This window comes from Xanthomonas sp. NCPPB 3218 (genome assembly GCF_056725185.1).
Genome location: NZ_CM161516.1, coordinates 2,362,262 through 2,386,661 on the forward strand (window position 1 = coordinate 2,362,262; position 24,400 = coordinate 2,386,661).

The window sequence follows — 24,400 nt, forward strand, 5'->3', positions numbered from 1 at the left end:
CTGACGCGATACAATGCCGCGTGGCACGAACCAAGCTCCCCATCACTCCCCAAGCCGATCTGCTCAGCGTAGACGGCGAGCATTTGCGCCCGCTGGCCGAGCGCATGCGTCCGCGCACCCTCGACGAGATGGTCGGGCAGAAGCGACTGCTCGCGCCCGACAGCGCATTGCGACGCGCGGTGGAATCCGGCCGTGTGCATTCGATGGTCCTGTGGGGCCCGCCCGGTTGCGGCAAGACCACCCTGGCACTGCTGCTGGCGCATTACGCCGACGCCGAGTTCAAGGCGATCTCGGCAGTGTTGTCGGGTTTGCCCGAGGTGCGCCAGGTGCTGGCCGAGGCTGCGCAGCGCTTTGCCGGCGGGCGCCGCACGGTGTTGTTCGTCGATGAAGTGCACCGCTTCAACAAGGCGCAGCAGGATGCGTTCCTGCCGCATATCGAGCGTGGCACGATCCTGTTCGTCGGTGCGACGACCGAAAATCCCTCGTTCGAACTGAATTCGGCATTGTTGTCGCGCTGCCGCGTGCACGTGCTGGAAGGCGTTTCGCCGCAGGACATCGTCGAGGCCTTGCAACGTGCGCTGCACGATCCGGAGCGCGGGCTGGGGCAGGAGAGCATCCAGGTCAGCGATGCCTCGCTGCTGGAAATTGCCAGCGCGGCCGACGGCGACGTGCGCCGTGCATTGACCCTGCTGGAGATCGCCGCGGAACTGGCAGGCGGCGAGGGTGGCCAGATCACTCCGCAGACGCTGCTGCAGGTGCTGGCCGACCGCACGCGTCGCTTCGACAAGAACGGCGAGCAGTTCTACGACCAGATTTCGGCGCTGCATAAATCGGTGCGCAGCTCCAACCCCGATGCCGCGCTGTACTGGCTCACGCGCATGCTCGACGGCGGCTGCGACCCGGCCTATCTGGCGCGGCGGCTGACCCGCATGGCGATCGAAGATATCGGCCTGGCCGATCCGCGCGCGCAGAGCATGGCGCTGGAAGCCTGGGATATCTACGAGCGTTTGGGCAGCCCGGAGGGCGAGCTGGCGTTCGCGCAACTGGTGCTGTATCTGGCCAGCACCGCCAAGTCCAATGCCGGCTATGCCGCCTTCAACCAGGCCAAGGCCGAGGTGCGCGCCACCGGCACGCAGGAGGTGCCGCTGCATCTGCGCAACGCGCCGACCAAGCTGATGAAGACGTTGGGCTACGGGCAGGACTATCAGTACGACCACGACGCCGAAGGCGGGATCGCGCTGGACCAGACCGGCTTTCCGGATGCGATGGGCGAGCGGGTCTATTACAACCCGGTGCCGCGCGGGCTGGAGATCAAGCTCAAGGAAAAGCTCGACCGCCTGCGCGCCGCGCGCGAACAGGCGCGGGCTGACAAGGGCGGCAAGCCCACGGCATAATCGGCCGCACAGGAGATGGCATTCCTCTTTGAACCGCACGCACCCTGCGCGCTGATGATGCCTGCCCACCCCCGCCGGGGCGGCAGGTCTGTGCCCCGGCATCCTTTCTCGCTCAGAAAACCGGATGATGCCGACATGCACGACACCTTGTTGAAACCCCCTTTGGCCGCATGCGGAGTGCGCGCATGAATGCACCGGTGTGGTGGCAGCAATTGCTGTTGGCGATGACCGGCGGTGCGCTGGGCTCCGGCCTGCGCTTTGCCATCGGTGCGTCGTTGCTGCAGCGCTTCGGTAACGGATTTCCGTGGGGCACGCTGACGGTGAATCTGCTCGGTGCGTTCGTCGCCGGCGTGCTGCTGGTCTGGCTGGATGCGCGCGGCCCTGCGAGCTGGCCGTTGCGGGCCTTGCTGATCGTCGGCGTGATCGGCGGGCTGACCACGTTCTCGTCGTTGATGATGGAATGCCTGGTGTTCGCACGCACGGATCGGTCCGCGATGATCGGCGTGTATCTGGCCATCACGCTGGTGGCCGGACTGGCGCTGGTGTTCGCCGGTGCGCGTGCCGGTCAATGGCTGGTGGCGCGTTAGGCGCAGCTCTGCCGTGTAATCGCGGCAGTGAAGCCAAGGCCGGGATGCGGCGACGTTGCGAGCGTAGATACACGCCGACGATTGAATGGCTGGCATGTGTTGGCGCCGCCGGGCGACGGTCAACCTGCGATCAGGAGCCATGCTCGGACGCGACGCCTGGCCGCGTGCCTGTCGGGTGCGCCGACGGATGCATGGTGTCGCTGGCATTCGCTGACGACCGTTTGCACTGGCGCATAAAAAAGGCGTGCTCGCGCACGCCCTGAGTGACTGACAGCCTGATCTGCACTGCGAGATCGGCCCGACGGCCGATCCCGCAATGCATGACTTACAGCGCTTCGATGATGCCCGCCGCGCCCATGCCGGTGCCGATGCACATGGTGACCATGCCGTACTTCTGCTGACGACGGCGCAGGCCATGTACCAGGGTGGCGGCACGGATCGCACCGGTGGCGCCCAGCGGGTGGCCAAGGGCGATGGCGCCGCCGAGCGGGTTGACCTTGGACGGATCCAGCTCACTGTCGCGGATCACCGCCAACGCCTGCGCGGCAAAGGCTTCGTTGAGCTCGATCCAGTCGATCTGGTCCTTGGTCAGGCCGGCCTGCTTCAGCGCCTTGGGAATCGCCGCGATCGGGCCGATCCCCATCACCTCCGGACGCACGCCGGCCACCGAGAAGCTGACAAAGCGGGCCAGCGGGGTCAGCCCGTAATCCTTGATCGCCTGCTCGGAGGCCAGCAGCACCGCACCGGCGCCGTCGCTCATCTGCGAGGAGTTGCCGGCGGTGACGCTGCCGCCGAACTGGCCGTTGCGGAACACCGGACGCAGCTTGGCCAGGCCTTCGAGCGAGCTGTCCGGACGCGGGCCTTCATCGGTGTCGATCAGCCGCTTGCGCAGCGCGATGACATTGCCGGCCAGGTCAGGCTGGTGCGAGAGGATCTCGTACGGAGTGATCTCGTCGCGGAATTCGCCGGCGGCAATGGCGGCGATCGCCTTCTGGTGCGAAGCGAGCGCGAATGCATCCTGATCCTCGCGCGAGACCTTCCATTCCTCGGCCACTTTCTCGGCGGTGATGCCCATGCCGTAGGCGATCGCGACGTGGTCGTCGGCAAAGACGTTCGGCGACATGGCGACCTTGTTGCCCATCATCGGCACCATCGACATCGACTCGGTACCGCCGGCCAGCATCAGGTCGGCATTGCCCAGACGGATCTGGTCGGCGGCCATCGCCACGGCCTGGATGCCGGACGAACAGAAACGATTGATGGTCTGGCCGGCCACGCTGTTGGGCAGGCCGGCGAGCAGCACGCCGATGCGCGCCACGTTCATGCCTTGCTCGCCCTCGGGCATGGCGCAGCCGATGATGGCATCGTCGATCCGCGACAGATCGATGCCCGGCGCCTGCGCCACGACTGCACGCAACACGTGCGCCAGCATGTCGTCGGGACGGGTATTGCGGAACACGCCCTTGGGCGCCTTGCCGACCGGCGTACGGGTGGCGGCGACGATGTAGGCTTCTTGAATCTGTTTGCTCATGGCTATCTCCGATAGCCGGGATTGGGGAGTCGGGATTGGGGATTCGCAACTGCGGATCCTGATTCCTGAATGGTCCTGCCCGGCGGATGAATTTGGTGGAAGCGAGAATGTTGGAGGGCAGGGGAGCCGCTGTTACGAATCCCCAAACCCGAATCCCGAATCTCAGTTCCTCAACGGCTTACCCGTCTTGAGCATGTGCCCAATCCGCGCCTGGGTCTTTTCCTGCTGGGCCAGTTCGACGAAGTGCTTGCGCTCCAGCTTGAGCAGCCATTCCTCGTCGACCAGTGCGCCGCGATCGACTTCGCCGCCGCACATCACCGTGGCGATGCGGGTGGCGATTTCATAGTCGTAGTCGCTGATGAAACGGCCTTCCAGCATGTTGACCAGCAGCATCTTGAAGGTGGCGATGCCGACGTCGCCGGCGACCTGGATGCGGCGTGCCGGCAGCGGGGCGCGGTAGCCGCCTTCGGCCAGTGCGCGCGCTTCGGCCTTGGCGATGTGCAGCGCCTCGAAGCTGTTGAACACCACCTTGTCGGTGGCGCGCAGCAGGCCCAGCTCCTTGGCATTGACCGCCGAATTGGACACCTTGGCCATCGCGATGGTCTCGAAGGTCTTCTTCAGCTCGGCGAACACATCGCCGCCCGGACCTGCGGCCTGCGAGGCGCGCACGGCGATTTCCTTCAGGCCGCCACCGGCCGGCAGCAGGCCGACGCCAGCTTCGACCAGGCCGATGTAGCTTTCCAGCGAGGCCACCGTCTTGGCGCTGTGCATCTGGAACTCGCAGCCGCCGCCCAGCGCCAGCCCGCGCACGGCCGAAATCACCGGCACCTGCGCGTACTTGATGCGCTGGCTGGTGGCCTGGAAGTTGGCGACCAGCGCTTCGAATGCATCGACCTTGCCGGCCTGCAGCAGACCCAGCGCGCCGGCCAGATCGGCGCCGGCGGAGAAGGGCTCCTTCTGCTGCCAGATCACCAGCCCGGCGAAGTCCTTCTCGGCGCGGCCGACGACCTCCTGCAGGCCATTGAGCACGTGATCGGAGACGGTGTTCATCTTGGTCTTGAAGCTGACCACGGCGATGTCGTCGCCGTCATGCCACATGCGCACGCCGTCGTTTTCGAACACCGTCTCGCCCGGCGAGAACTGCTCGCCCAGCAGCGGATCGGGGAAGCGCTGGCGCTTGTACACCGGCAGTGCCGAGCGCGGCAGCTTGGCGTCGCGCGCCGGGCTGTACGAGCCTTCGGCCGCATGCACGCCATCGCGGCCGTCGAACACCCAGTTCGGCAACGGCGCGCTGCTCATGCTCTTGCCGTTGGAGATATCTTCGGCAATCCACTGCGCTACCTGCTTCCAGCCGGCGGCCTGCCAGGTCTCGAACGGGCCGAGCGACCAGCCGTAGCCCCAGCGGATCGCCAGATCCACGTCGCGCGCGGTCTCGGCGATATCGGCCAGGTGGTAGGCGCTGTAGTGGAACAGGTCGCGGAAGGTAGCCCACAGGAACTGCGCCTGCGGGTGCTGGCTCTCGCGCAGTTTGGCGAACTTCTCGGCCGGGTTCTTGATCTTGAGGATCTCGACCACTTCCGGCGCCGCGCTGCGATCGGCGGTTCTGTAATCCTGCTTCTCCAGGTCCAGCACCACGATGTCCTTGCCGACCTTGCGGAAGATACCGGCACCGACCTTCTGGCCGAGCGCGCCCTTGCCGATCAGCGCCTCCAGCCACTTGGGCGACTTGAAGTACTGGTGCCACGGATCGTCGGGCAGGGTGTCGCCCATGGTCTTGATCACGTGCGCCATGGTGTCCAGGCCGACCACGTCCGAGGTGCGGTAGGTCGCCGACTTGGGGCGCCCGACCAGCGGGCCGGTCAGCGCATCGACTTCGTCGAAGCCCAGCCCGAACTCGGCGGTGTGGTGGATGGTGGACAGGATCGAGAACACGCCGATGCGGTTGCCGATGAAGTTCGGGGTGTCCTTCGCATACACCACGCCCTTGCCCAGCGTGGTGACCAGGAAGCTCTCCAGGCCTTCCAGCACGGCCTTGTCGGTGCCCTTGGCGGGAATCAGTTCGGCCAGGTGCATGTAGCGCGGCGGATTGAAGAAATGCACGCCGCAGAAGCGGTGGCGCAACTGCTCGGGCAGCACGTCGGAGAGCTTGTTGATGCCCAGGCCCGAGGTATTGGAGGCCAGCACGGCGTGATCGGCCACGAACGGGGCGATCTTCTTGTACAGGTCCTGCTTCCAGTCCATGCGCTCGGCGATCGCTTCGATGATCAGGTCGCAATCGCGCAGCTGCTCCAGGCCGCTTTCATAGTTGGCCGGCGTGATCGCCTCGGCCAGGGCCTTGCTGGCGAGCGGGGCAGGGCTGAGCTTGCCGAGGTTGGCGATGGCCTTGAGCACGATGCCGTCGGCAGGACCTTCCTTGGCAGGCAGGTCGAACAGCACGGTGTCGACACCGGCATTGGTGAGGTGCGCGGCGATCTGCGCGCCCATGACGCCGGCACCGAGCACGGCAGCACGACGGACTAGCAACGGATTGGACATAGCGATGAGCCTTTGGTGTGAGCGACTACGGTGTGGAATGGGTACGGAAACCGGGTTCCGCAAAACGAATCAGTTCGCGCGCGGCGCGCGCGCGGTGGTCGGCCTCGCTGACCCCGGCCGGGCGCTTGATCAGTCCGAAATCGGCCATCGCATAGGTGAGCGCACCGGCCAGGAAATCCAGGCGCCAGTACAGCTCTTCCTTGCTCAGGCCCGGCACGCAGGCCGCGATGGCCTTGCCGAACTCGCGCAGCACATGTCCGTAGTGGTCGGACAGGAACTTGCGCAGGTTGTCGTTCTTTTCAGCATAGGCGCGTGCGATCACCCGCACGAACGCGCCGCCGCTCTGGCGGTCCTGCGCCATTGCCAGCGCCGGCTCGACGAAGGCCGCCAGCACCGCGGTGAGCTCGCCCGGCTGTGACTTCCTGGCCGCCTCCAGTTGCTGCAGGCGCGCGGCGGTCATCTCGTCCATGCGGCGACGGAACACCTCGTTGACCAGGTTTTCCTTGGACCCGAAGTGGTAATTGACCGCCGCGATATTGACGTCGGCCTGGGTGGTCAGCTGGCGCAGCGAGGTTCCGGCGAAGCCATGCTGGGCGAACAGCTCCTCGGCCGCGCCGAGGATGCGGTCCTTGGTGGAGAAGTGGGCGGGCTTGGGCATGCGCGGGGCGGAACTCAATCAAACGATTGTTTGAGTCTACGGGCTGGACGCTGTGGCGGTCATGCGGCAACGCAGCACGATTCAGGGGGCGGTGTGCAAATGCAGCGACGAAGGGATAGAATTGACCATCGCAAAGAAGCCTAAGCCCGCGTTTTGACGCGGGTTTTTTTCATGATAACCTCGGGCCTTCAGTGGCCCGCCCAACGGAGATCCTCCCATGGCGCTGGAGCGCACCCTGTCCATCATCAAGCCCGACGCCGTTGCCAAGAACGTCATCGGCGAAATCTACAGCCGTTTCGAGAAGGCCGGCCTGAAGATCGTGGCGTCCAAGTACAAGCAGCTGTCGCGTCGCGAAGCCGAAGGCTTCTATGCCGTGCACCGCGAGCGTCCGTTCTTCAACGCGCTGGTCGAGTTCATGATCTCCGGCCCGGTGATGATCCAGGCGCTGGAAGGCGAGAACGCCGTTGCCGCACACCGTGACCTGCTGGGCGCGACCAATCCCAAGGACGCTGCGCCGGGCACCATCCGCGCCGACTTCGCCGACTCGATCGATGCCAATGCCGCCCACGGCTCGGATTCGGTCGAGAACGCTGCCAACGAAGTCGCGTATTTCTTTGCCGCCACCGAAGTGGTCTCGCGCTGAGGCCGAGAGAGTCGAATCGTGAATGAGGTCGTGATCCCCTCCGTGCTGCAGGACGTTCCCGTCCGTACCCCGGAACTGCGCAAGCAGAACCTGCTCGACCTCGACCGCGAGGGACTGGAGCGCTTCTTCGCCGACACGCTCGGCGAAGCGCGCTACCGTGCCCATCAGGTGATGAAGTGGATCCACCATCGCTACGTCACCGATTTCGATCAGATGACGGACCTCGGCAAGGCGCTGCGTGCGAAGTTGCACCAGCACGCCGAGGTCCTCGTCCCGAATGTCGTGTTCGACAAGCCGTCCGCCGACGGGACCCACAAGTGGCTGCTGGCCATGGGCACCGACGGCAAGAACGCGATCGAAACCGTCTACATCCCCGACAAGGGCCGCGGCACGCTGTGTGTGTCGTCCCAGGTCGGCTGCGGTCTGAACTGCACCTTCTGTTCGACTGCCACCCAGGGCTTCAACCGTAACCTCACCACCGCCGAGATCGTCGGGCAGGTGTGGGTGGCGGCGCGCCATCTGGGCAACGTGCCGCACCAGCAGCGCCGCCTCACCAATGTGGTGATGATGGGCATGGGCGAGCCGCTGATGAATTTCGACAACGTCGTGCGCGCGATGAGCGTGATGCGCGACGACCTGGGCTACGGCCTGGCCAGCAAGCGGGTGACGCTGTCGACCTCCGGCCTGGTGCCGATGATCGACCGGCTCTCGACCGAAAGCGATGTCTCGCTGGCGGTCTCGCTGCATGCGGCCAACGATACGCTGCGCGAAAGCCTGGTGCCGTTGAACAAGAAATACCCGATCGCCGAGCTGATGGAATCCTGCGCGCGCTATCTGCGCGGCAACAAGAAGCGCGATTCGGTTACCTTCGAATACACCTTGATGAAAGGCATCAACGACCAGCCCGAGCATGCGCGCCAGCTGGCCAGGTTGATGCGTCAGTTCGACAATGCGGTGCAGTCCAAGGACGCCGGCAAGGTCAACCTGATTCCGTTCAATCCATTCCCGGGCACGCGTTACGAGCGCTCGGGCGAGACCGAGATCCGCGCGTTTCAGAAGATCCTGCTCGACGCACAAGTGCTGACGATGGTCCGGCGGACCCGTGGCGACGATATCGACGCCGCCTGCGGGCAGCTCAAGGGGCAGGTCATGGACCGCACCCGTCGTCAGGCGGATTTCCTGCGCACCCTGGAAGGGCAGGCCGGTCGAGATGCGGCAGCGTGATCTAGCAGCCATGGCGGCTGTGGCGATCGCACTGTGCGCGGTCGGCTGCGGTGGTCGCAATGCCAAGGCCGGCTCGGTCCAGACGGTCGAGGAGGTCGCGCAGGTGCATTCGTTCCGCGACAGCACCGCGACAAAGAATCGTCTGGCGGTGCAGGAGAAGCTGGGCCTGGCCAATAATCGGCTGCAGACAGGCGACTACGTCGCTGCCGAAGAGCAGGTCCGTGCAGCCTTGAAGAAAGATCCCCAGTCGGTGGATGCCATTGGTCTGCTGGCGCTGATTCAAGGCGCCAAGGGCGATGTTGCCGGCTCCGGTGCGTCATACCGCCGGGCCGCGGAGCTTGCGCCGCAGCGCGGCGATGTCCTGAACAATTACGGCGCGTGGTTGTGCGCGAACGGCTCGCCGGCCGAATCGCTGATCTGGTTCGATCGCGCCCTGACCGACAGAAACTACGCATCGCCAGCCTCCGCGTTGGGCAATGCAGGTGGCTGCGCACTCAAGGCCGGGCAGCCGCAGCGGGCGGTCGGCGACTTGCGCAAGGCGCTGGAACTGGATCCGCGGAATCCATACGCACTCGAGTCGATGGCGCGCTCCGAGGTGACCAATCGCAATTATTTCGAAGCGCGTGCGTTTATTGAACGACGGCTTGCGGCTGCACCGGCAACCGCTTCCGTGTTACAACTCGCCATTCAGATTGAGCAAGGGCTAGGCGACAAGGTAGCTGCCAGCCGTTATCAACAGCGGTTGGTCAAGGAATTTCCTGACGCAGCGACCGCTAACCCCGGGGCCAATGCATTGTGATCAGTGATTCCAATCCGAACCCTTTCGAGCAGGAAAAGGGCTGCGGACAGCATTTGCGCGATGCGCGCGAAGCGGCAGGTCTGAGCGTGGACGAAGTCGCCGGCAAGCTGCGCATGCCGGCGCATGTGGTGCGCTCGCTGGAGCAGGAAGACTGGCAACGCCTGGGTGCGCCGGTCTTCGTGCGCGGTCAGTTGCGCAGCTATGCGCGCTTGCTGCATGTGGACCTGGAGCCACTGCTGCAGCAGGCGGCGATTGCGCCGATCGAGCCGGTCAAGCTGGTCAGCCACACGCATACGCCGCGGGCGCGGCGCATCCTGGAAAGCACGGCGCGCAAGGCGATGTATGTGGTGATCACTGGTGTGTTCGCGGTTCCGGTGTGGTACGCGACCCGTTCGCATCTGGATGGCAAGGCGCCCAGCACGGTATCGCTGGACAGCATGCCGGAAGCGCCCGGGACCGGCACCCCGGCAAACGCTGTCACGCAGCCGGCCAGTGCGCCGCGCGAGCAGCCGGCGCCTTACATCGCGTCGATGACGCCGGTGCCACGGGCCACGCCCGAGGTCGAGACCCCTGCAGTGTCGGCCGCCAGTGGTGGCAGTTTGTCGTTGAGTTTCAGCGGCGACAGCTGGGTGCAGATTCTGGCACCGGATGGCAGCGCGGTCGAAAAAGCACTGGTGCGTGCCGGCGAGCGTCGCAGTTATTCACCAGGGCAGGTGGGCCGCATCGTGCTGGGTAATGCGTCGGCGGTAGAGGTTCAGCAAGGCGGCAGTATCGTCGATGTGAAACCGTTCCAGCGCGCTAACGTGGCCCGTTTTGCGGTATCCTCCGACGGCTCCGTGGTACCTGCTTCCGAGTGAAGCGGACTGCGGTTTTTCATTTTTCCCTATTGATGTTCCGCGCCTCCGGGATGACGGAGCGAGAGTACGCATGGCGATCGACGATCTGCTGGACGAACACGAACAAGGCGAACGCGTTCGTTCCTGGTTGAGAAAGAATGGCGCAGGGCTGGTAGGCGGCGTCGTGGTGGGCCTGGCCCTGATCTTGGGCTGGCAGTGGTGGCAGAAGCACACCGCCACCCAATCGGTGGAAGCCAATACCCGTTACGAGGCGGTGGTCAAGTCCATCCAGGGCAAGGACCTGGACAAGGCGGCCAAGGACATCGTGGCGCTCGATGACGGCAAGGGCGGTGTCTACGCCGAACTGGCTGCATTGCGTCTGGCCAAGGCCCAGGTGGATGCCGGCAAGCATGCCGAAGCGATCAAGACCCTGCGCGACGTGCCCGCCGAAGGCGAACTCAAGCAGATTGTGCAGCAGCGCCTGGCGCGTGTGTTGACCGAAAGCGGCAAGCCGGATGAAGCGATCAAGCTGCTGGCCGATGCGCAGGACCACACCAGCCTGGAGATCCGCGCCGATGCGCTGGTCGTGCAGGGCAAGCCGGACGAAGCGCGTGCGCTCTACGCCAAGGCCCTGACCACGGTGGACGTGGCCTCGCCGCAGCGCCGTTTGCTGGAAACCAAGCTGATGGATGTGGGCGGCAAGGTGCCCGATCCGGCGGAGCCGATTTGATGAAGCAGGTTAATATGTACAAGCGCATTGCATTGATCGCCCTGATGGGCGTGTCGCTGGCCGGTTGCAGCACCGTCAAGGGCTGGTTCGCCGGAAAGGACGCCGCCGCCAAGAAGGCGCAGGAACCTGCCGAGCTGGTCAAGTTCGAGCCGTCGGTCAAGGTCGACAAGATCTGGTCCACCGGCGTGGGCAAGGGCGAAGGCCATATCGGCGTGCGCCAGCGTCCGGCGGTGGCCGATGGCAAGGTGTACGCCGCGGCGATCACCGGCGGCGTGCAGGCGCTGGATCTGCAGACCGGCAAGCGCGTGTGGGAATACAAGCCCAAGAAGGAAGAGCGTAACGATCGCAAGTTCAAGCAGCGCCTGTCCGGCGGCCCCGGCGTCGGCGAAGGCCTGGTGGTGATCGGTACCCTGTCTGGCGACGTGATTGCCTTGAACCAGGCCGATGGCACCGAAAAATGGCGTGCCAAGGTGCCGAACGAAGTCATCGCCGCACCGGCGATTGCGCAGAACCTGGTGTTGGTGCGCAGCAACGATGGTCGCGTCAGCGCCTTCGACGCGGCCACCGGCGAGCGTCGCTGGTTCCATGCCGAAGAAGGCCCGACCCTGTCGGTGCGCGGCAATGCGCCGATCGTGACCGGCCCGGGCGTGCTGTTCGTCGGCAACGACAGCGGCACCTTGAGCGCCCTGGCGCTGCAGGACGGCCGCCCGTTGTGGGAACAGGCGATCGGCGTGCCGGAAGGCCGCACCGAGCTGGAGCGCATGGCCGATGTGGACGGCGCCCCGGTGCTCGATGGCACCACGCTGTATGCGACCAGCTTCAAGAACGAAACCCTCGCACTGGAAGGCCCGAGCGGCCGTCCGCTGTGGACGCGCGATCACGGCGGCGCCGGTGGCGTTGGCGTGTCGTCGGCGGTGGTGGTGGTCTCCGACAACGCCGGCTCGGTGTGGGGCCTGGACAAGAGCAGCGGTGCGGCAATGTGGTCGCAGGCTGCGCTGGCGCGTCGCTCCCTGACCGGTGTGGCCATCCAGGGCGATTACGCTGTGGTCGGCGATTACAAGGGCTATCTGCACTGGCTGAAACTCAGCGACGGTGCACTGGCCGCGCGCGCTCGCGCTGGACGCGACACGCTGCTGGCGCAGCCGATCGTCGTGGACGGCATTCTGTTGGTACAAAACACCGATGGCGATATCACCGCCTTCCGGTTGGCACAATAAGGACTTCGCGATGCTGCCCCTGGTCGCCCTGGTCGGACGGCCCAATGTCGGCAAGTCCACCATCTTCAATGCGCTGACGCGCACCCGTGACGCGCTGGTCCACGACCAGCCCGGCGTCACCCGCGACCGTAACTACGGGGTCTGTCGTCTCGACGAGGAACGCCCGTTCATCGTCGTCGATACCGGCGGTATTGCCGGTGACGAGGAAGGCCTGGCCGGCGCCACCGCGCGGCAGGCCCGCGCCGCTGCCGGCGAGGCCGATCTGGTGCTGTTCGTGGTCGACGGCCGCGAAGGCGCCTCCTCGCTGGACGACGAGATCCTGGCCTGGCTGCGCAAGCTGGCGCGGCCGACCGTGCTGGTCATCAACAAGATCGACGGCACCGATGAGGAAACCGTGCGCTCGGAATTCGCGCGCTACGGGTTCCCCGATGTGGTGGCGTTGTCTGCTGCGCATCGGCAGGGCATCGACGAACTGCTTGAGGAAGTCGGCGCACGTCTGCCCGAGGAAGGTGCCGGCGAGCTGCTGGATACCGACCCGGCGCGTGTGCGCATCGCCTTCGTCGGCCGCCCGAACGTGGGCAAGTCGACGCTGGTCAATCGCCTGCTCGGCGAAGAACGCATGATTGCCTCCGAAGTGCCGGGTACCACGCGCGATTCGATCGCCGTGGACATGGACCGTGACGGGCGCCAGTACCGCTTGATCGATACGGCCGGCCTGCGTCGCCGCGGCAAGGTCGAGGAGGCGGTGGAGAAGTTCAGCGCGTTCAAGACGCTGCAGGCGATCGAGCAATGCCAGGTTGCGGTGCTGATGCTCGATGCCGGCGAAGGCGTCACCGACCAGGACGCGACCATTCTGGGCGCCATCCTGGACGCTGGCCGCGCCCTGGTGGTGGCGATCAACAAGTGGGACGGGCAGAGCGACTACCAGCGTGCGCAGGCCGAAGACTTGCTGGCGCGCAAGCTGGGCTTTGTCAGCTGGGCCGAGGCGGTGCGGATTTCCGCGCTGCACGGCTCGGGCATGCGCGAGCTGTTCCAGGCGATTCACCGTGCACATGCGTCGGCCACGCACGAATTCAGCACCAGCGAAGTCAACCAGGCGCTGGAAATCGCCTACGAGACCAATCCGCCGCCGAGCATCCGTGGCCACGTCTCCAAGCTGCGTTACGTGCATCCGGGTGGCGCAAATCCGCCCACCTTCATCGTGCACGGCACGCGCCTGAAGGTGCTGCCGGAGTCGTACAAGCGCTATCTGGAAAACTTCTTCCGCAAGCGCTTCAAGCTGGTCGGCACGCCGGTGCGTTTCATCTTCCGCGAAGGTGCCAATCCGTACGAGGGCAAGAAGAACACGCTCACCGAACGGCAGGTGGCGCGCAAAAGGCGGTTGATGAAGCACGTCAAGGGCAAGTAAGCAGGGAACGGCCCGTGCCTGGCCAATGATCGTCAGGTGGGGGGGGCGCAGCGGCTGCAACCGTGGTCGAGTGCCGCGAGCTACGCCAGAAAATTGCAGTGATTTCTTCTGGCATCTGCACTGGCAGTGCCTGGCATTCTGAGTCGTCGTGGTGCACTGGTATCCTGCGTGCCATGACCGACTATCCCTCCCGCATTCCCTATGCACAGGCGCTGCAGATCCTGCAGGCCGTCGCTGCCAACAGCCGTCCGCCCGACGAGAACATCGCCACCTCGCGTGCCGACGGGCGGATCAGCGCTGCCGATCTGATCGCACCGATCGCGTTGCCGCCCTTCGCCAACAGCGCGATGGACGGCTTCGCGTTGCGGCATGCCGATGTCGCTGGCGGCGATGCGGCGTTGCAACTGGTCGGCGAGCAATTCGCTGGCGAGCGCTGGAGCGGCACGCTGGGCGCGGGCCAATGCCTGCGCATCACCACCGGTGCGCCGTTGCCCGATGGCGCCGATACGGTGATCCCGAAAGAGGATGCGCAGGAACGCGATGGCGTGGTGCGTTTCCATAGCATGCCTGCGCCGGGTGCGGCGGTGCGTCTGGCCGGCAGTGACGTGCGCGCGGGCGATCTGGTGGTGCAGAGCGGCCAGGTGTTGACGCCTGCGCGGATCGGACTGGCGGCTGCGCTCGGCCTGTCGCGGCTCGCGGTGGCGCCGCGGCCGACCATCGCGGTGCTGGCCACCGGCGATGAACTGGTGGAGCCGGGCATGCCGCTGGGGCCGGGACAGATCTACAACAGCAACCGCGACATGCTGATGGCGCAGCTGCGGGCACTGGGCTACGCGCCGACCGCATGGCCGACCCTGCCGGACGATCCGCAACGCATCCGTAGCATGCTGGAAGACGCGGCTGCGGCCTTCGATGTGGTGATCACCTGCGGCGGCGTGTCGGCTGGCGAAAAGGATTACCTGCCGCGCCTGATCCAGGAGCTGGGGCGGATCCATTTCTGGCGTGTGCGTATGCGCCCGGGCATGCCGGCGGTACTGGGCCAGATCGGGCGCTGCCTGGTGCTGGGTCTGCCAGGCAATCCGGTCTCGGTGCTGGCGACGCTGATCGCCTACGGCGTGCCGCTGCTGGATGGCCTGCAGGGACGTAGCGAGCCGCGCCCGCTGTGGCATGCGGCCCTGGCCAGTCCGTGGGAAAAACGCCACGAGCGCCTGGAGTTCCTGCGCGGGCGGCTGGAGTGCGGCGAAGACGGGCGTCTGAGGGCGTTGCCGCATCGTGGCGATGCATCGCACCTGCTGCGTGGCGCGGCCGACAGCAATGCCTTGATCGTGTTGCCCGAGCAGGCACGGCGTTTCGAGGCGGGCGAGAGCGTGCGGGTGATTCCTTACGCGCTTTGAGCGTTTGGTACAGCACGCGCGACAAACAGTGGGGCCGTGCTCGCCGCCAGGCGGGCGGCATTGGGTGCACGTCGGTCCTTTCGTGCCTTCGGCACTAAACGTCGACGCTGCGCGAGCTGATGGCAGCCACGTGGAGGGCGCAGCCCGGTGTGGTAGACCGCCTCTTCCACGTCACACTCGAACGCGGCGTCCGGACGCGAGGCTGCAACCAGCGCCGATCAGGCCGTTCTCAGCCGACTGCGCTGCCGCAGAACGCGGCGTAGTCGGCATACCCGGTGAATGCGACACCGGGAGCACACACCGGGCAATGCGGGTCGGGCGGCAGCCGGATTTCGCGAAAGCGCATTGCCAATGCATCGAAGCTGAGCAAGCGCCCGGTAAGGGTCTCGCCCATGCCCAGCAGCAACTTGATCGCCTCGGTGGCCTGCAGCAATCCGATCACCCCGGGCAGCACGCCCAGCACGCCGGCCTCGGCGCAGCTGGGGGCGAATTCGGGCGGCGGCGGCTCGGGAAACAGGCAGCGATAGCAAGGTGCATGGCCGCGCTTGCGGCCGGCATCGAACACGCTCAATTGCCCTTCGAACTGCTGTACCGCGCCGTAGACCAGCGGTTTGCCGAGTTTGATGCAGGCATCGTTGAGCAGATAGCGCGCAGGAAAATTGTCGGCGCCGTCGACCACGACATCCACGTCCTTCAGCAGGGCTTCGACATTGCCGGCAGTCACGCGTGCCTGCAGCGCCTCGACCTGCACGCGTGGATTGAGCGCGGCAATGCGCTGCGCGGCCGAGCTGACCTTGGCGACGCCGATGCTGTCTTCCACATGCAGGATCTGGCGCTGCAGATTGCTGCGGTCAACCACATCGTCGTCGGCGATCCGCAGGTGGCCGACCCCGGCGGCAGCCAGATAGAACGCCGCCGGCGAGCCGAGCCCACCTGCACCGACCAGCAACACGCGCGACTGCGCCAGGCGCTGCTGGCCTTCCAGACCGACCTGCGGCAGGCGCAGATGGCGCGAGTAGCGCTCGAGAAAATCCTGCTCGTCCGGCGGCAGGGTAGGGCGCACCAAGGGAAGGCCGGCGCCGGTCCATGCGGCGGTGCCACCGAGCACCGAAGACACCTGCGTATAGCCGTGCGCGCGCAAGATCTCCGCCGTGTGTGCCGAGCGCTTGCCGCTCTGGCAGATCAGCACGATCTCGCGCGTCTGCTCCGACAGATGCTGTGCGGGTGCGGTTTCCAGATCGTGTTGCGCAATCGCCAACGCGCCTTCGGCCTGGCCGCCGGCACGCTCGTGCAACTGCCGGATGTCGATCAGCAAGGCGCCTTGCAGGGCGCGCAGGCGGGCGTCTGCAGGGGAGATATCGTGGCTGCTCATGGCTCCATTGTCGCGCAAACGCAGGCCGTGCGATGCACAGGACTGCCATGTTGGCATCAGGCTCACCAGCACGGCGGTAGCGTGGGCACACAAGGAGACCCTCAATGACCCCCGATATCGACGCGCAATTGAAACAACTTGCCGATGCATTGCCTGATATTCGTCGCCAGCATCCGGACGATTTCTGGGATGTATTCCACGCACGTGCAGAGAAGATCACCGCTGCCGCAGAGTCGCAGGAGCAGGCGGCGCAAATCGTCAAACGCATCGACGAAATCCTGTCGGCGCATCAGCTCGGACCTGCGGATCCCGGTGCCTGACCCGGCGGGCCTCGCTTTACGGGCAGTCTTGCAAGTGCGCATTCGCGGTCCTGAATGCTGGATATTCCAAGGCAGCCGGACGGCTCGAGCCATGGTCCTTCGAAACAGGAGCTGGTTGCTCAGTGTGCCAGCACCGTCCGAAGTCACCCAACAGGGACGCCATGCCACCTTCACTCCATGTGAAGCGCACTGCGGTGCAGCACGGTTTCCTCTCCAGCTTTCGACGCCGGTACGACGATCGGGTCACGCGACGAGGTCCAGCATGCAGGCACACCTTCTGGCTGGAGATCCATATGAAAGTACGTCACCCGATGTTTGCGGCGCTGACCCTGTGTCTAGGCATCACCGCCGCTGCGCATGCGCAGAACGCAACGCAGGCCGGCATGCCCGCCACTGCCCAGCAACAGGCGGGCACTAATTCCCCGAGCGCGAAGGAGCGTGAGGCGCTAGGCACCCTGAGCGCCATCAACACCAGTGAAATCAGTGCGGCCAATCTCGCGCTGCAGAAGCAGGTGCAAGGTGGCGTGCGCGACTATGCGATGCAGATGGTCAAGGAGCATACCGACAACAATCAGAAGCTGGCCAAGTGGTCGCCGGACCTGTCTGCTGCCGCTGCCAAGGCGCAGATGAGCAAGGGCAAGACCGAACTGGCGATGTTGCAGAAGCTCGATACCAAGGCCTTCGAGGCTGCGTACGTCACGGCAATGGTCAAGGACCACACCGATGCGCTGGCGGCGCTGGACAAGCAACTGATTCCTGCGGCCAAGACGGCACAGGTGCTGGCGCATCTGCAGACCACGCGCAGCCATGTCGCCGAGCATCTGGCGGCTGCCAAGACGCTGCAGGCCAGCAGCAAGGGTGCTGGGCGCTGAGGCATGCCTGGCTTGCCGGCAATACCGGTTGCCGTTGTTGAAGACCCGATGCTGCGGATACGTCGCCTGATCATCCTCGCAGAGCCGCACCAGATCCTGGATGCGTGGTGCGATGCCAATGTGCAGGGACGCATCCTGCGTGGAGTGGCGGAGCTGGTCGCTGGCGATGGGCATGCATCACGCTGGGCGCTGCAGGCCACCCGGTGTCGGCGCGGCGTTGTCGGGCTGCAGCGTGGTGAGGCGCGCCTGGGTGAATCGGTGCGTTACCAGGTTGATGGCGGTCGCGGCCTGCAGCTGGGCGTGTTGCTGCATGTGCAGACTGCACCTGGATGCGAGGGCAGTTGTGTCACGTTGAGCCTGCAGGGTGCAGATGAGCGAGAGCGCGCTGGGCCATCGGTCCAGCGCATGCAGCGTGTCGGGCATCTGTGGATGGGCAAGGCGTTACGGCGCCTGCGTGACGGTATGGACGTGTGAGATCGTGTCCGCTCGTCCGCACCTTGTCGATGGACTTCGAATGCCTGGCCTCCCGATTGCAGTTGCTACGGCCGGCCAGGTCTTGAGGGTTCAGTCGGATGGGGTGCTTGCGTCGACCACCCCGGGGAGCGGTTCGGCATTGCCGAAGTGCGGCCGCAAGGCATCCACTCCGTGCTGCGGCCTGGCCAGCGGGGTCAGGTCCTGGCGATTGGCGCGACGTTGCGCGGTAGAGAACGTGGCCAGCTTGTCGCGCTGATCGATCAGCGGTTGCTGCACCTCGCCATCGCGATTGAACGACCAGGCCAGCATCGGCTCGCCCAGCGGCAATGCATCGCCCGCGGCGGTGCCGTTGCGCGAGTGCCAGGTGTGCCAGGTCTTGCCATAGCTGTTGAGCTTGCTGCGCATCAGTTCTTTCTCCGCAACCAGCGGCAGGTTGGGCGCGGATAGCTGGCCCGACAGGATTTCGCCATTGTGCGGATGCCAGAAGTTGCGCTCGTGCTCCGGCAACTGCGCGAACAGTTGTTCGGAAATGATGTACTCGATGCCGGTCAGGTTGGCCTGATCGGTATTGCCGTCGTAGAGCGCGCATTGCGCCAGGTCTTCATTGACCTGATGGCAGTAGTGATGCGCTTCCATCTGTACATCTGGTGCGTCTTTCATCGGATGGAAGCCCACCAGGTAGATGTCGAGCTTGCCGACCGGCCCGGTCGGTTGCAGGACCCTGGCGCCGGCCTCCAGCACATTGGTCTTGGCGCTTTCAGGCGCGCCCGGTGGGGTAACCGAAGGCGGGCTGCGCGAGCAGCCGGCGCACAGCAGGGCAATCCAGAGCGCGGACTGTCGCATGCGATCTCCAACAATCAGTAGTGGGGCCAGCCTACGGAGGCTGATGGTTTGCGAGGCGTGAGCGCGTGCGCAGATATCCAACGGAGCTTCACCTCGCTTGAGCATCTGCTTAATGCCATGGCGGCGATGCTGCGTAGCTACGCATGCCTGGTCGCTCACCCATGTCCGCCACCACCCGCAAGATCGCGACATTCAACGTCAATGGCATCACTAGCCGGCTGCCGCATCTGCTGGAATGGCTACAGCGCGAGCAACCGGACATCGTCGGCTTGCAGGAATTGAAAGCCACGCAGGACGCCTTTCCGGAACAGGCGATCCGCGATGCTGGCTATGGCGTGATCTGGCAAGGCGAGAAGTCGTGGAACGGTGTGGCATTGCTGGCGCACGGCGCCGATCCGGTGGAAATCCGTCGTGGGCTGCCGTGGGACCGCGGCGATACGCAGAGCCGTTATCTGGAAGCTGCAATTCACGGGGTGGTGGTGGCCTGCCTGTATCTGCCCAACGGCAATCCGCAGCCCGGGCCGAAGTTCGACTACAAGCTGGCGTGGTTTCAACGCCTGATCCGGCACGCCAGGACGCTGGTGGACCTGCCGCACCCGGTAGCAATGATCGGCGATTTCAACGTGGTGCCGACCGATGCCGACATCTACGACCCCAAGGGCTGGCGCAAGGATGCGTTGCTGCAGCCGGAGAGTCGCCAGGCGTACCAGACCCTGCTCGAGCAGGGCTGGACCGACAGCCTGCTTGCAGTGCATGGCGAAACGCCGAGTTACACCTTCTGGGACTATTTTCGCCAGCATTTTGCGCGCGATCGCGGCTTGCGCATCGACCACCTGCTGCTCAATCGCACCCTGGCGCCCGGGCTGCAGGATGCCGGCGTGGACAAGTGGGTACGTGCGCTGGAAAAGGCCAGCGATCATGCGCCGACCTGGATCAGCGTGCGTGTGCCCGAAGCGGTAGCCGAGCCAGCAGCGCAGGCCAAGGCTATGCCCAGGCCACGAAAACGTGCCGTGGCGAAGGCAAGCCCGGCACGCACGTCCACGACGAAGAAAATGCCCAAGACCGCGGCGAAAAAGGCCGCAACGCGGCCCGCCGCCAGCAAGTCAACCGGACCCACCAAGCCGCGCAAGCCAGCGAAGAAAAGCGCCAAATAACGCGGCAGCGCTAGCCGATACTGCCCGCTTGACGCTCCATCCGACGCTGCTTGATCCGATGCAGCACATGCCCGGTGAGGGCGGTCAGCAGGATCAGCACGTTGCTGACGATAAACACGGCATTGCCGACCAGGTAGCTGTAGAGGATGAACAGCACCGAGGCGCTGATCTGGCCGATGAACAGCCAGCGCGAAACGCCCTGTGCCGCATCCGAGCGCCATTGCTTGTAGATCTGGCGGATCAAGGTGGCAATCAGGACTGCACTGGCGAGCCAGCCTACAAGGTCAACGAGTTGCATGCGGCATGAATACCGTGGGGGAACTGGGTGTCACTTTGCGATCTGCCGTGTAGGCGCTGCGTTCTAGCGGCTTCAAGCGACGTGCGCCCTGGTCGAGACGAGGGAATGCGTGCAGCAGGGTGCGGTGATGCCGCGATCGCTGCGCCTGTACCGGCCACGTCGGGGGCCGGTATCCTAGCCAGGTCATCCACCGGTCGACCGTGCCTTGCTCATGATCAGCTACGCCGACGCACTTGCGATTGTCCATCGGCAGATCGCCGTGCTTGCCGGCGAGTGGGTGGACAGTGCCGATGCCGAGGGGCGTGTGCTTGCGCAGGTGTTGTCGAGCCCGGCGGAGTTGCCGGCGTTCGACAACAGCGCGATGGATGGATTTGCGTTGGTCACCGCCGGCCGTGGCGCGATCGCCGGCAGCGAACATGTGATCGGTGGCAGCGTTGCCGCAGGCGAGGATGTGGGTGGCATCACGGCTGGCAGCGCGTGGGAAATCATGACCGGCGCCGGTTTGCCCGCGGGCGCCGATGCCGTAGTGCCGATCGAGCAGGTGGACGTGCTGGCGCACGATGACGCGCGGCCCGGTCGCGTCCGGCTGCGCGCCGATATCCGCGCCGGTCAGCATATTCGTCGACGTGGGGAAGATGTGGCCTTGCACGACCGCGTGATCGAGGCCGGCACCGTCTTGCGCGCCGCACACCTGATGCTGCTGGCCGGGCTGGGCTGTGCGCGGGTGCAGGTGGTGCGGCGTCCGCGTGTGGCCTTGATTGCGACCGGCCGCGAGTTGATTGGCGATCCGGCGCAGCCGTTGCGGCCTGGCCAGATTCGCGATGGCACCAGCAGTTATCTGCTCAGCCAGCTGCGGGCAGCCGGTGCCGAACTGGTCTGGCATGGACAGGTGGGCGATGACGATGCCGGTTTCGATCTCGCGCTTGCACAGGCGCGCGATGCGGGCGCCGAGGTGATTCTGAGCACCGGTGCGGTGTCGCGCGGTCGCTACGATTTCGTGCCCGACGCCTTGGCACGGCATGGCGCGGCGGTGCTGTTCCACAAGGTTGCAGTGCGGCCGGGCAAGCCGGTGCTGCTGGCGCGCTTCGCAGACGGTGCGTTGTATGTCGGTTTGCCGGGCAATCCGATGGCCAGCGCTGCCGGGCTGCGCTTTTTCGTGGAGCCGGTGCTGCGCGGTTTGCTTGGCATGCCGGCCGAGCGCGGCGTTCAGGTTGCGCTGGAAACCCCAATGCAGGCACGACCGCTGTGGCGGCAGCATCTGCGCGCACGTTTGACCTGCAGCGCTGCCGGAGTGCTCTGCGTGCAGATCCTGCCGCAGCAGGAGTCGTTCCGCGTGGCGCCGTTGTTGCAGGCCAATGCGTGGGCGGTACTGGAGCCGCAGGACGAAGGCGCCGCGCCCGGTACGACAGCGCAGGTGTTCGGGCTGGGCCATCTGCAGCCGGCTGCACCGGCGATCGCGCCATGAGCCTGCACCTGCACGTCGTGCGATGCCGTGTTGGCGAGCAGGCGGCATGAACGCGAGGCCTGCATGGACGGGCGTGGTGCTGGCCGGCGGCCGTTCCTCACGGATGGGGCAGGACAAGGCGCTGCTGCAGTGGCGCGGACGTCCATTGCTGGAGCACATGCAGGCGTTGCTGCGCGATGCCGGCGCGCATAATGTGGTGATCAGCGGCGATCGCCCGGACTACGCCGGGATTGCCGACGCGCAGCCGGACCTGGGGCCGCTTGGCGGCCTGGCCAGCGTGATCGATCGGCTCGCCGATGCAACGACACTGGTGGTGGTGCCGGTCGACATGCCGCTGCTGTCCCGGTCGTTGCTGGAGCGGCTGCTGGCGCCACCGCATCGGCGCTGCGTTACCTTTGAAGACCAGATGCTGCCGATGCGCCTGTACGTGGATGGCGTGGTGCGTGAGGCGCTCACTGCGCTGATGGCCGGCCCCGGTTCGTCACGCTCGCTGCGCGCCCTGCAGGCTGCGCTGCAATGCCATCGCATCGCTGTCACCGCCAGCGAACGCGCCGCGTTCGTCAATTGCAATACGCCCGAGCAGTGGAGTCAGCTCATTCATGAAAATCCAGATTGAAGCTCAGCAACTGCGCTTCCGCATCGACGAAGCCGAACTGGCCGACTTGCTTGCCGGGCGCACGGTCGAGAATCTGAGCCGCTTGCCGAGCGGGCAGGGCGCGCGACTGCTGCGCCACAGCGTCAGCCTGAGCGACGGTGACGCGGCCTGCAATTGCACTGCCGAGCATTGGCAGTTGTCGGTGCCGCGCGATGCGCTGGAACAGCATGCACGGCAATTGCCCAGCCGCGAGGGGTTGCGCTTCAGCTTCGATGCCGGTGCTGGCCATGCCGAACCGACGGCGTTGCAGGTGACCTTCGATATCGATGTGCGCGACAGTGCGCGCAAGCGCTTTCCGAAGGCCTGAAGTGCCGTAGACGCATACGCGCAGCGCTCATGCGTTGATTTCAAGCCCCGCAGCAATGCCTGGCACCCGATCGCAGGCCAGGCCACGCGCCTTTAGCGCTGCTTCGATGGCCGCAGCATCGGCATCGCTGTAGCCGGCGCCACTGCGCAACGCGACCACATGCAGGCCTTCTGCGGCCAGTTGCAGCACCAGATGCTGTTGTGCGTCGGCCTGCCGCGGCAAGGCGCGGCGTGCGGCATCGCGTCTTGCCAGTTCCAGTACCGCGTCGGGGATGTCGTCGCCGATCAGCAGGACGTCGGCCAGATTCATCGCACGCAGCGCCTTGATGGTGAGCAGGCCGGGATCGCCCGGCCCGGTGCCGACCAGTTGCACGCTGCCGCGCGCCGGCACCGCGCCGGCATCGTCCAGTGCCGCGATAAAGGCGCCTTCGGCTGCGTCGTCGTTGCCGGCCTGCAGCAGCAGCGGCACGTCGCCGTCGATGACGCGATCGAACCAGCGCCGGCGCCGGTTCATGTCGGGAAACTGGCTGCGGATGCGCTCGCGGTGACGCGCGAACATGCCGGCGAAGCGACCGACCGAGACATCCAGTTCGCGTTCAAGCCGTTCGCGCAGGCGGCGTGCCAGCATCGGTGCAGCGCCCGCGGAGGAAATGGCGATGACCAGCGGGTCGCGATCCACGATGGCGGGCACCTGATAGGTCGACAACTCGGCATCGTCCACCACATTGACCAGGCGCTGACGCGCGCCGGCAGCAGCGGCGACGCGTTGATTCAGCCCGCCATCGTCGGTGGCGGCGACCACCAGCCACACGTCGTCGATCCAAGCGGGATCGAACTCGCCGTCCAGTTGTTCGAAACGGCCAGCCTGCATCAGTTCCGCCAGTTCGGGCGAGAGCGCATGCGCATACAGGCGGATCTGCGCACCGGCCTTGAGCAGCGCCAGCACCTTGCGCGTGGCGACCTCGCCACCACCGATGACCAGCACGGCGCGTGCTTGCAGGTTTGCGAACAGCGGGAACAACGGCATCAGACGTACTCCGAAAGGATGGCTCGCACCGACGGCATGTTGCATGGCACCATCAGGCCACGTCCACGCCTCGCTGCCGCCAATGCGTGTCTTGCTGGTCAACGATACCGAAAAGCCGATCGGCGAACTGCGTCAGGCACTGACGCGCGCCGGTTATACGGTGCTCGACGATGTAGCCTCGGTCGGTGCATTGCTGCACGCGGTACAGAGCCAGCAGCCGGATGTGGTGGTGATCGATGTCGACTCGCCCTCGCGCGATACCCTGGAGCAACTGTCGATGCTGCATGCACATGCGCCGCGGCCGGTGGTGATGTTTTCCGGCGATGGCGACGATGCGTTGATCCATGCGGCGGTCGGCGCCGGCGTCACCGCCTATGTGGTCGATGGCCTGGCGCCGGCGCGGCTGGCGCCGATCGTGCAGGTGGCGCTTGCGCGGTTTGCACAGGAGAGCAGCATGCGCAAGCGCCTGGACGATGTGCAGCAGGCGCTGCAGGACCGCAAGCTGATCGATCGCGCCAAGGGCTTGCTGATGGAAAAACGCGGCCTGAGCGAGGCCGACGCCTACGCGGCGCTGCGCCAGCAGGCGATGAAGCAGGGCGTCAAACTGGCCGAAGTGGCGCGACGCATCGTGGCCATGGCCGAGTTGCTGGGATGAACA

At 65.6% G+C, this 24,400-nt stretch carries 25 protein-coding genes and 1 riboswitch; of the genes, 18 read left to right on the forward strand and 7 right to left on the reverse strand.

Features of this window, described 5'->3' with window-relative positions; translation table 11 throughout:
• Positions 1–104: 104 nt before the first annotated feature.
• Both AC1PLS_RS10375 and crcB read left to right on the forward strand, forming a co-directional pair.
• Complete coding sequence (locus AC1PLS_RS10375; protein WP_260300188.1) at positions 105–1,394, forward strand: replication-associated recombination protein A; 1,290 nt, start codon at positions 105–107, stop codon at positions 1,392–1,394.
• A 2-nt stretch (positions 1,395–1,396) separates the two neighbouring features.
• A riboswitch (Fluoride riboswitch) is annotated at positions 1,397–1,465 on the forward strand.
• Positions 1,466–1,579: 114 nt separating this feature from the next.
• Positions 1,580–1,981, forward strand: coding sequence for a fluoride efflux transporter CrcB (crcB, locus tag AC1PLS_RS10380; protein ID WP_054590946.1), 402 nt, complete (start codon positions 1,580–1,582; stop codon positions 1,979–1,981).
• Between the two features lie 325 nt (positions 1,982–2,306).
• Here crcB and AC1PLS_RS10385 read toward each other — a convergent pair whose 3' ends face one another.
• The 3 genes from AC1PLS_RS10385 to AC1PLS_RS10395 form a co-directional block, all read right to left on the reverse strand.
• Complete coding sequence (locus AC1PLS_RS10385) at positions 2,307–3,512, reverse strand: acetyl-CoA C-acyltransferase (RefSeq protein ID WP_102256773.1); 1,206 nt, start codon at positions 3,510–3,512, stop codon at positions 2,307–2,309.
• A 162-nt stretch (positions 3,513–3,674) separates the two neighbouring features.
• On the reverse strand, positions 3,675–6,047 hold the full coding sequence (locus tag AC1PLS_RS10390; protein WP_024940118.1) for a 3-hydroxyacyl-CoA dehydrogenase/enoyl-CoA hydratase family protein: 2,373 nt from the start codon (positions 6,045–6,047) through the stop codon (positions 3,675–3,677).
• Between the two features lie 25 nt (positions 6,048–6,072).
• Positions 6,073–6,705, reverse strand: a complete 633-nt coding sequence (locus AC1PLS_RS10395; RefSeq protein ID WP_024940119.1) for a TetR/AcrR family transcriptional regulator — start codon at positions 6,703–6,705, stop codon at positions 6,073–6,075.
• Between the two features lie 217 nt (positions 6,706–6,922).
• Between AC1PLS_RS10395 and ndk the strand changes: the two genes are divergently transcribed.
• The 8 genes from ndk (at position 6,923) to AC1PLS_RS10435 (ending at position 14,956) form a co-directional block, all read left to right on the forward strand.
• On the forward strand, positions 6,923–7,348 hold the full coding sequence (gene ndk / locus AC1PLS_RS10400; RefSeq protein ID WP_024940120.1) for a nucleoside-diphosphate kinase: 426 nt from the start codon (positions 6,923–6,925) through the stop codon (positions 7,346–7,348).
• An 18-nt stretch (positions 7,349–7,366) separates the two neighbouring features.
• Positions 7,367–8,572: a dual-specificity RNA methyltransferase RlmN gene (rlmN, locus tag AC1PLS_RS10405; RefSeq protein WP_481104446.1), complete on the forward strand. Its 1,206-nt coding sequence runs from the start codon at positions 7,367–7,369 to the stop codon at positions 8,570–8,572.
• 10 nt (positions 8,573–8,582) lie between these two features.
• A complete protein-coding gene (pilW, locus tag AC1PLS_RS10410; RefSeq protein WP_065031392.1) occupies positions 8,583–9,371 on the forward strand; it encodes a type IV pilus biogenesis/stability protein PilW in 789 nt (262 codons plus the stop codon).
• On the forward strand, positions 9,368–10,228 hold the full coding sequence (locus AC1PLS_RS10415; protein ID WP_184434545.1) for a helix-turn-helix domain-containing protein: 861 nt from the start codon (positions 9,368–9,370) through the stop codon (positions 10,226–10,228). The genes pilW and AC1PLS_RS10415 overlap by 4 nt, the downstream gene beginning before the upstream one ends.
• 70 nt (positions 10,229–10,298) lie before the next feature.
• Positions 10,299–10,937 carry a YfgM family protein gene (locus AC1PLS_RS10420; RefSeq protein WP_024940124.1) on the forward strand — a complete coding sequence of 213 codons (639 nt, stop codon included), beginning with the start codon at positions 10,299–10,301 and terminating at the stop codon, positions 10,935–10,937.
• Positions 10,937–12,154, forward strand: a complete 1,218-nt coding sequence (gene bamB, locus AC1PLS_RS10425; protein WP_481104447.1) for an outer membrane protein assembly factor BamB — start codon at positions 10,937–10,939, stop codon at positions 12,152–12,154. Before AC1PLS_RS10420 ends, bamB begins: the two co-directional genes overlap by 1 nt.
• A 10-nt stretch (positions 12,155–12,164) precedes the next feature.
• Positions 12,165–13,562 (forward strand): ribosome biogenesis GTPase Der, encoded by a 1,398-nt coding sequence (der, locus tag AC1PLS_RS10430; RefSeq protein WP_481104448.1) that lies wholly within the window; start codon positions 12,165–12,167, stop codon positions 13,560–13,562.
• 173 nt (positions 13,563–13,735) lie between these two features.
• Complete coding sequence (locus tag AC1PLS_RS10435) at positions 13,736–14,956, forward strand: molybdopterin molybdotransferase MoeA (RefSeq protein ID WP_481104449.1); 1,221 nt, start codon at positions 13,736–13,738, stop codon at positions 14,954–14,956.
• A gap of 229 nt (positions 14,957–15,185) precedes the next feature.
• On the opposite strand, the gene moeB is transcribed toward AC1PLS_RS10435, so the two are convergent.
• The gene (moeB, locus tag AC1PLS_RS10440; RefSeq protein WP_184434533.1) at positions 15,186–16,328 is read right to left on the reverse strand and encodes a molybdopterin-synthase adenylyltransferase MoeB; all 1,143 of its coding nucleotides are present in this window, start codon (positions 16,326–16,328) and stop codon (positions 15,186–15,188) included.
• A 104-nt stretch (positions 16,329–16,432) separates the two neighbouring features.
• Between moeB and AC1PLS_RS10445 the strand changes: the two genes are divergently transcribed.
• The 3 genes from AC1PLS_RS10445 (at position 16,433) to AC1PLS_RS10455 (ending at position 17,994) form a co-directional block, all read left to right on the forward strand.
• Positions 16,433–16,648 carry a hypothetical protein gene (locus AC1PLS_RS10445; protein WP_016904861.1) on the forward strand — a complete coding sequence of 72 codons (216 nt, stop codon included), beginning with the start codon at positions 16,433–16,435 and terminating at the stop codon, positions 16,646–16,648.
• Positions 16,649–16,941: 293 nt separating this feature from the next.
• Complete coding sequence (locus tag AC1PLS_RS10450; RefSeq protein ID WP_184434530.1) at positions 16,942–17,520, forward strand: DUF4142 domain-containing protein; 579 nt, start codon at positions 16,942–16,944, stop codon at positions 17,518–17,520.
• A 48-nt stretch (positions 17,521–17,568) separates the two neighbouring features.
• Positions 17,569–17,994 carry a hypothetical protein gene (locus AC1PLS_RS10455; RefSeq protein ID WP_184434527.1) on the forward strand — a complete coding sequence of 142 codons (426 nt, stop codon included), beginning with the start codon at positions 17,569–17,571 and terminating at the stop codon, positions 17,992–17,994.
• A gap of 90 nt (positions 17,995–18,084) precedes the next feature.
• Here the strand turns inward: AC1PLS_RS10455 and AC1PLS_RS10460 are convergent, their stop codons facing one another.
• Positions 18,085–18,837, reverse strand: a complete 753-nt coding sequence (locus tag AC1PLS_RS10460; protein ID WP_184434524.1) for an OBAP family protein — start codon at positions 18,835–18,837, stop codon at positions 18,085–18,087.
• Between the two features lie 161 nt (positions 18,838–18,998).
• On the opposite strand from AC1PLS_RS10460, the gene xth reads away from it, so the two are divergent.
• Positions 18,999–19,991, forward strand: a complete 993-nt coding sequence (gene xth, locus AC1PLS_RS10465) for an exodeoxyribonuclease III (protein WP_184434521.1) — start codon at positions 18,999–19,001, stop codon at positions 19,989–19,991.
• Positions 19,992–20,001: 10 nt separating this feature from the next.
• On the opposite strand, the gene AC1PLS_RS10470 is transcribed toward xth, so the two are convergent.
• On the reverse strand, positions 20,002–20,289 hold the full coding sequence (locus AC1PLS_RS10470; RefSeq protein WP_184434519.1) for a PQ-loop domain-containing transporter: 288 nt from the start codon (positions 20,287–20,289) through the stop codon (positions 20,002–20,004).
• 211 nt (positions 20,290–20,500) lie between these two features.
• Here AC1PLS_RS10470 and AC1PLS_RS10475 point away from each other — a divergent pair, with 211 nt between their 5' ends.
• Genes AC1PLS_RS10475 through AC1PLS_RS10485 form a run of 3 tightly spaced genes read left to right on the forward strand, consistent with a single transcriptional unit; the run spans position 20,501 to position 22,716 of the window.
• Positions 20,501–21,754 carry a molybdopterin molybdotransferase MoeA gene (locus AC1PLS_RS10475; protein ID WP_184434516.1) on the forward strand — a complete coding sequence of 418 codons (1,254 nt, stop codon included), beginning with the start codon at positions 20,501–20,503 and terminating at the stop codon, positions 21,752–21,754.
• A 46-nt stretch (positions 21,755–21,800) separates the two neighbouring features.
• Positions 21,801–22,370 (forward strand): molybdenum cofactor guanylyltransferase, encoded by a 570-nt coding sequence (locus tag AC1PLS_RS10480; RefSeq protein WP_184434513.1) that lies wholly within the window; start codon positions 21,801–21,803, stop codon positions 22,368–22,370.
• Entirely contained in the window at positions 22,354–22,716 is a 363-nt protein-coding gene (locus tag AC1PLS_RS10485) for a hypothetical protein (protein ID WP_065031383.1), read from the forward strand. Before AC1PLS_RS10480 ends, AC1PLS_RS10485 begins: the two co-directional genes overlap by 17 nt.
• 27 nt (positions 22,717–22,743) lie before the next feature.
• On the opposite strand, the gene AC1PLS_RS10490 is transcribed toward AC1PLS_RS10485, so the two are convergent.
• Positions 22,744–23,742 (reverse strand): precorrin-2 dehydrogenase/sirohydrochlorin ferrochelatase family protein, encoded by a 999-nt coding sequence (locus AC1PLS_RS10490; RefSeq protein ID WP_481104450.1) that lies wholly within the window; start codon positions 23,740–23,742, stop codon positions 22,744–22,746.
• Between the two features lie 82 nt (positions 23,743–23,824).
• Here AC1PLS_RS10490 and AC1PLS_RS10495 point away from each other — a divergent pair, with 82 nt between their 5' ends.
• Positions 23,825–24,397 carry an ANTAR domain-containing response regulator gene (locus AC1PLS_RS10495; protein WP_024940396.1) on the forward strand — a complete coding sequence of 191 codons (573 nt, stop codon included), beginning with the start codon at positions 23,825–23,827 and terminating at the stop codon, positions 24,395–24,397.
• The last annotated feature ends 3 nt before the right edge of the window (positions 24,398–24,400 follow it).

What these genes read in the sequence shown, in the direction of transcription:
- AC1PLS_RS10375 (WP_260300188.1), top strand. Translation starts at nt 105, where the DNA reads ATGCGTCCGCGCACCCTCGACGAGATGGTCGGGCAGAAGCGACTGCTC.
- crcB (WP_054590946.1), top strand. Translation starts at nt 1,580, where the DNA reads ATGAATGCACCGGTGTGGTGGCAGCAATTGCTGTTGGCGATGACCGGC.
- AC1PLS_RS10385 (WP_102256773.1), bottom strand. Translation starts at nt 3,512, where the DNA reads ATGAGCAAACAGATTCAAGAAGCCTACATCGTCGCCGCCACCCGTACG.
- AC1PLS_RS10390 (WP_024940118.1), bottom strand. Translation starts at nt 6,047, where the DNA reads ATGTCCAATCCGTTGCTAGTCCGTCGTGCTGCCGTGCTCGGTGCCGGC.
- AC1PLS_RS10395 (WP_024940119.1), bottom strand. Translation starts at nt 6,705, where the DNA reads ATGCCCAAGCCCGCCCACTTCTCCACCAAGGACCGCATCCTCGGCGCG.
- ndk (WP_024940120.1), top strand. Translation starts at nt 6,923, where the DNA reads ATGGCGCTGGAGCGCACCCTGTCCATCATCAAGCCCGACGCCGTTGCC.
- pilW (WP_065031392.1), top strand. Translation starts at nt 8,583, where the DNA reads ATGGCGGCTGTGGCGATCGCACTGTGCGCGGTCGGCTGCGGTGGTCGC.
- AC1PLS_RS10420 (WP_024940124.1), top strand. Translation starts at nt 10,299, where the DNA reads ATGGCGATCGACGATCTGCTGGACGAACACGAACAAGGCGAACGCGTT.
- bamB (WP_481104447.1), top strand. Translation starts at nt 10,937, where the DNA reads ATGAAGCAGGTTAATATGTACAAGCGCATTGCATTGATCGCCCTGATG.
- der (WP_481104448.1), top strand. Translation starts at nt 12,165, where the DNA reads ATGCTGCCCCTGGTCGCCCTGGTCGGACGGCCCAATGTCGGCAAGTCC.
- AC1PLS_RS10435 (WP_481104449.1), top strand. Translation starts at nt 13,736, where the DNA reads ATGACCGACTATCCCTCCCGCATTCCCTATGCACAGGCGCTGCAGATC.
- moeB (WP_184434533.1), bottom strand. Translation starts at nt 16,328, where the DNA reads ATGAGCAGCCACGATATCTCCCCTGCAGACGCCCGCCTGCGCGCCCTG.
- AC1PLS_RS10445 (WP_016904861.1), top strand. Translation starts at nt 16,433, where the DNA reads ATGACCCCCGATATCGACGCGCAATTGAAACAACTTGCCGATGCATTG.
- AC1PLS_RS10450 (WP_184434530.1), top strand. Translation starts at nt 16,942, where the DNA reads ATGAAAGTACGTCACCCGATGTTTGCGGCGCTGACCCTGTGTCTAGGC.
- AC1PLS_RS10455 (WP_184434527.1), top strand. Translation starts at nt 17,569, where the DNA reads ATGCTGCGGATACGTCGCCTGATCATCCTCGCAGAGCCGCACCAGATC.
- AC1PLS_RS10460 (WP_184434524.1), bottom strand. Translation starts at nt 18,837, where the DNA reads ATGCGACAGTCCGCGCTCTGGATTGCCCTGCTGTGCGCCGGCTGCTCG.
- xth (WP_184434521.1), top strand. Translation starts at nt 18,999, where the DNA reads ATGTCCGCCACCACCCGCAAGATCGCGACATTCAACGTCAATGGCATC.
- AC1PLS_RS10470 (WP_184434519.1), bottom strand. Translation starts at nt 20,289, where the DNA reads ATGCAACTCGTTGACCTTGTAGGCTGGCTCGCCAGTGCAGTCCTGATT.
- AC1PLS_RS10475 (WP_184434516.1), top strand. Translation starts at nt 20,501, where the DNA reads ATGATCAGCTACGCCGACGCACTTGCGATTGTCCATCGGCAGATCGCC.
- AC1PLS_RS10480 (WP_184434513.1), top strand. Translation starts at nt 21,801, where the DNA reads ATGAACGCGAGGCCTGCATGGACGGGCGTGGTGCTGGCCGGCGGCCGT.
- AC1PLS_RS10485 (WP_065031383.1), top strand. Translation starts at nt 22,354, where the DNA reads ATGAAAATCCAGATTGAAGCTCAGCAACTGCGCTTCCGCATCGACGAA.
- AC1PLS_RS10490 (WP_481104450.1), bottom strand. Translation starts at nt 23,742, where the DNA reads ATGCCGTTGTTCCCGCTGTTCGCAAACCTGCAAGCACGCGCCGTGCTG.
- AC1PLS_RS10495 (WP_024940396.1), top strand. Translation starts at nt 23,825, where the DNA reads ATGCGTGTCTTGCTGGTCAACGATACCGAAAAGCCGATCGGCGAACTG.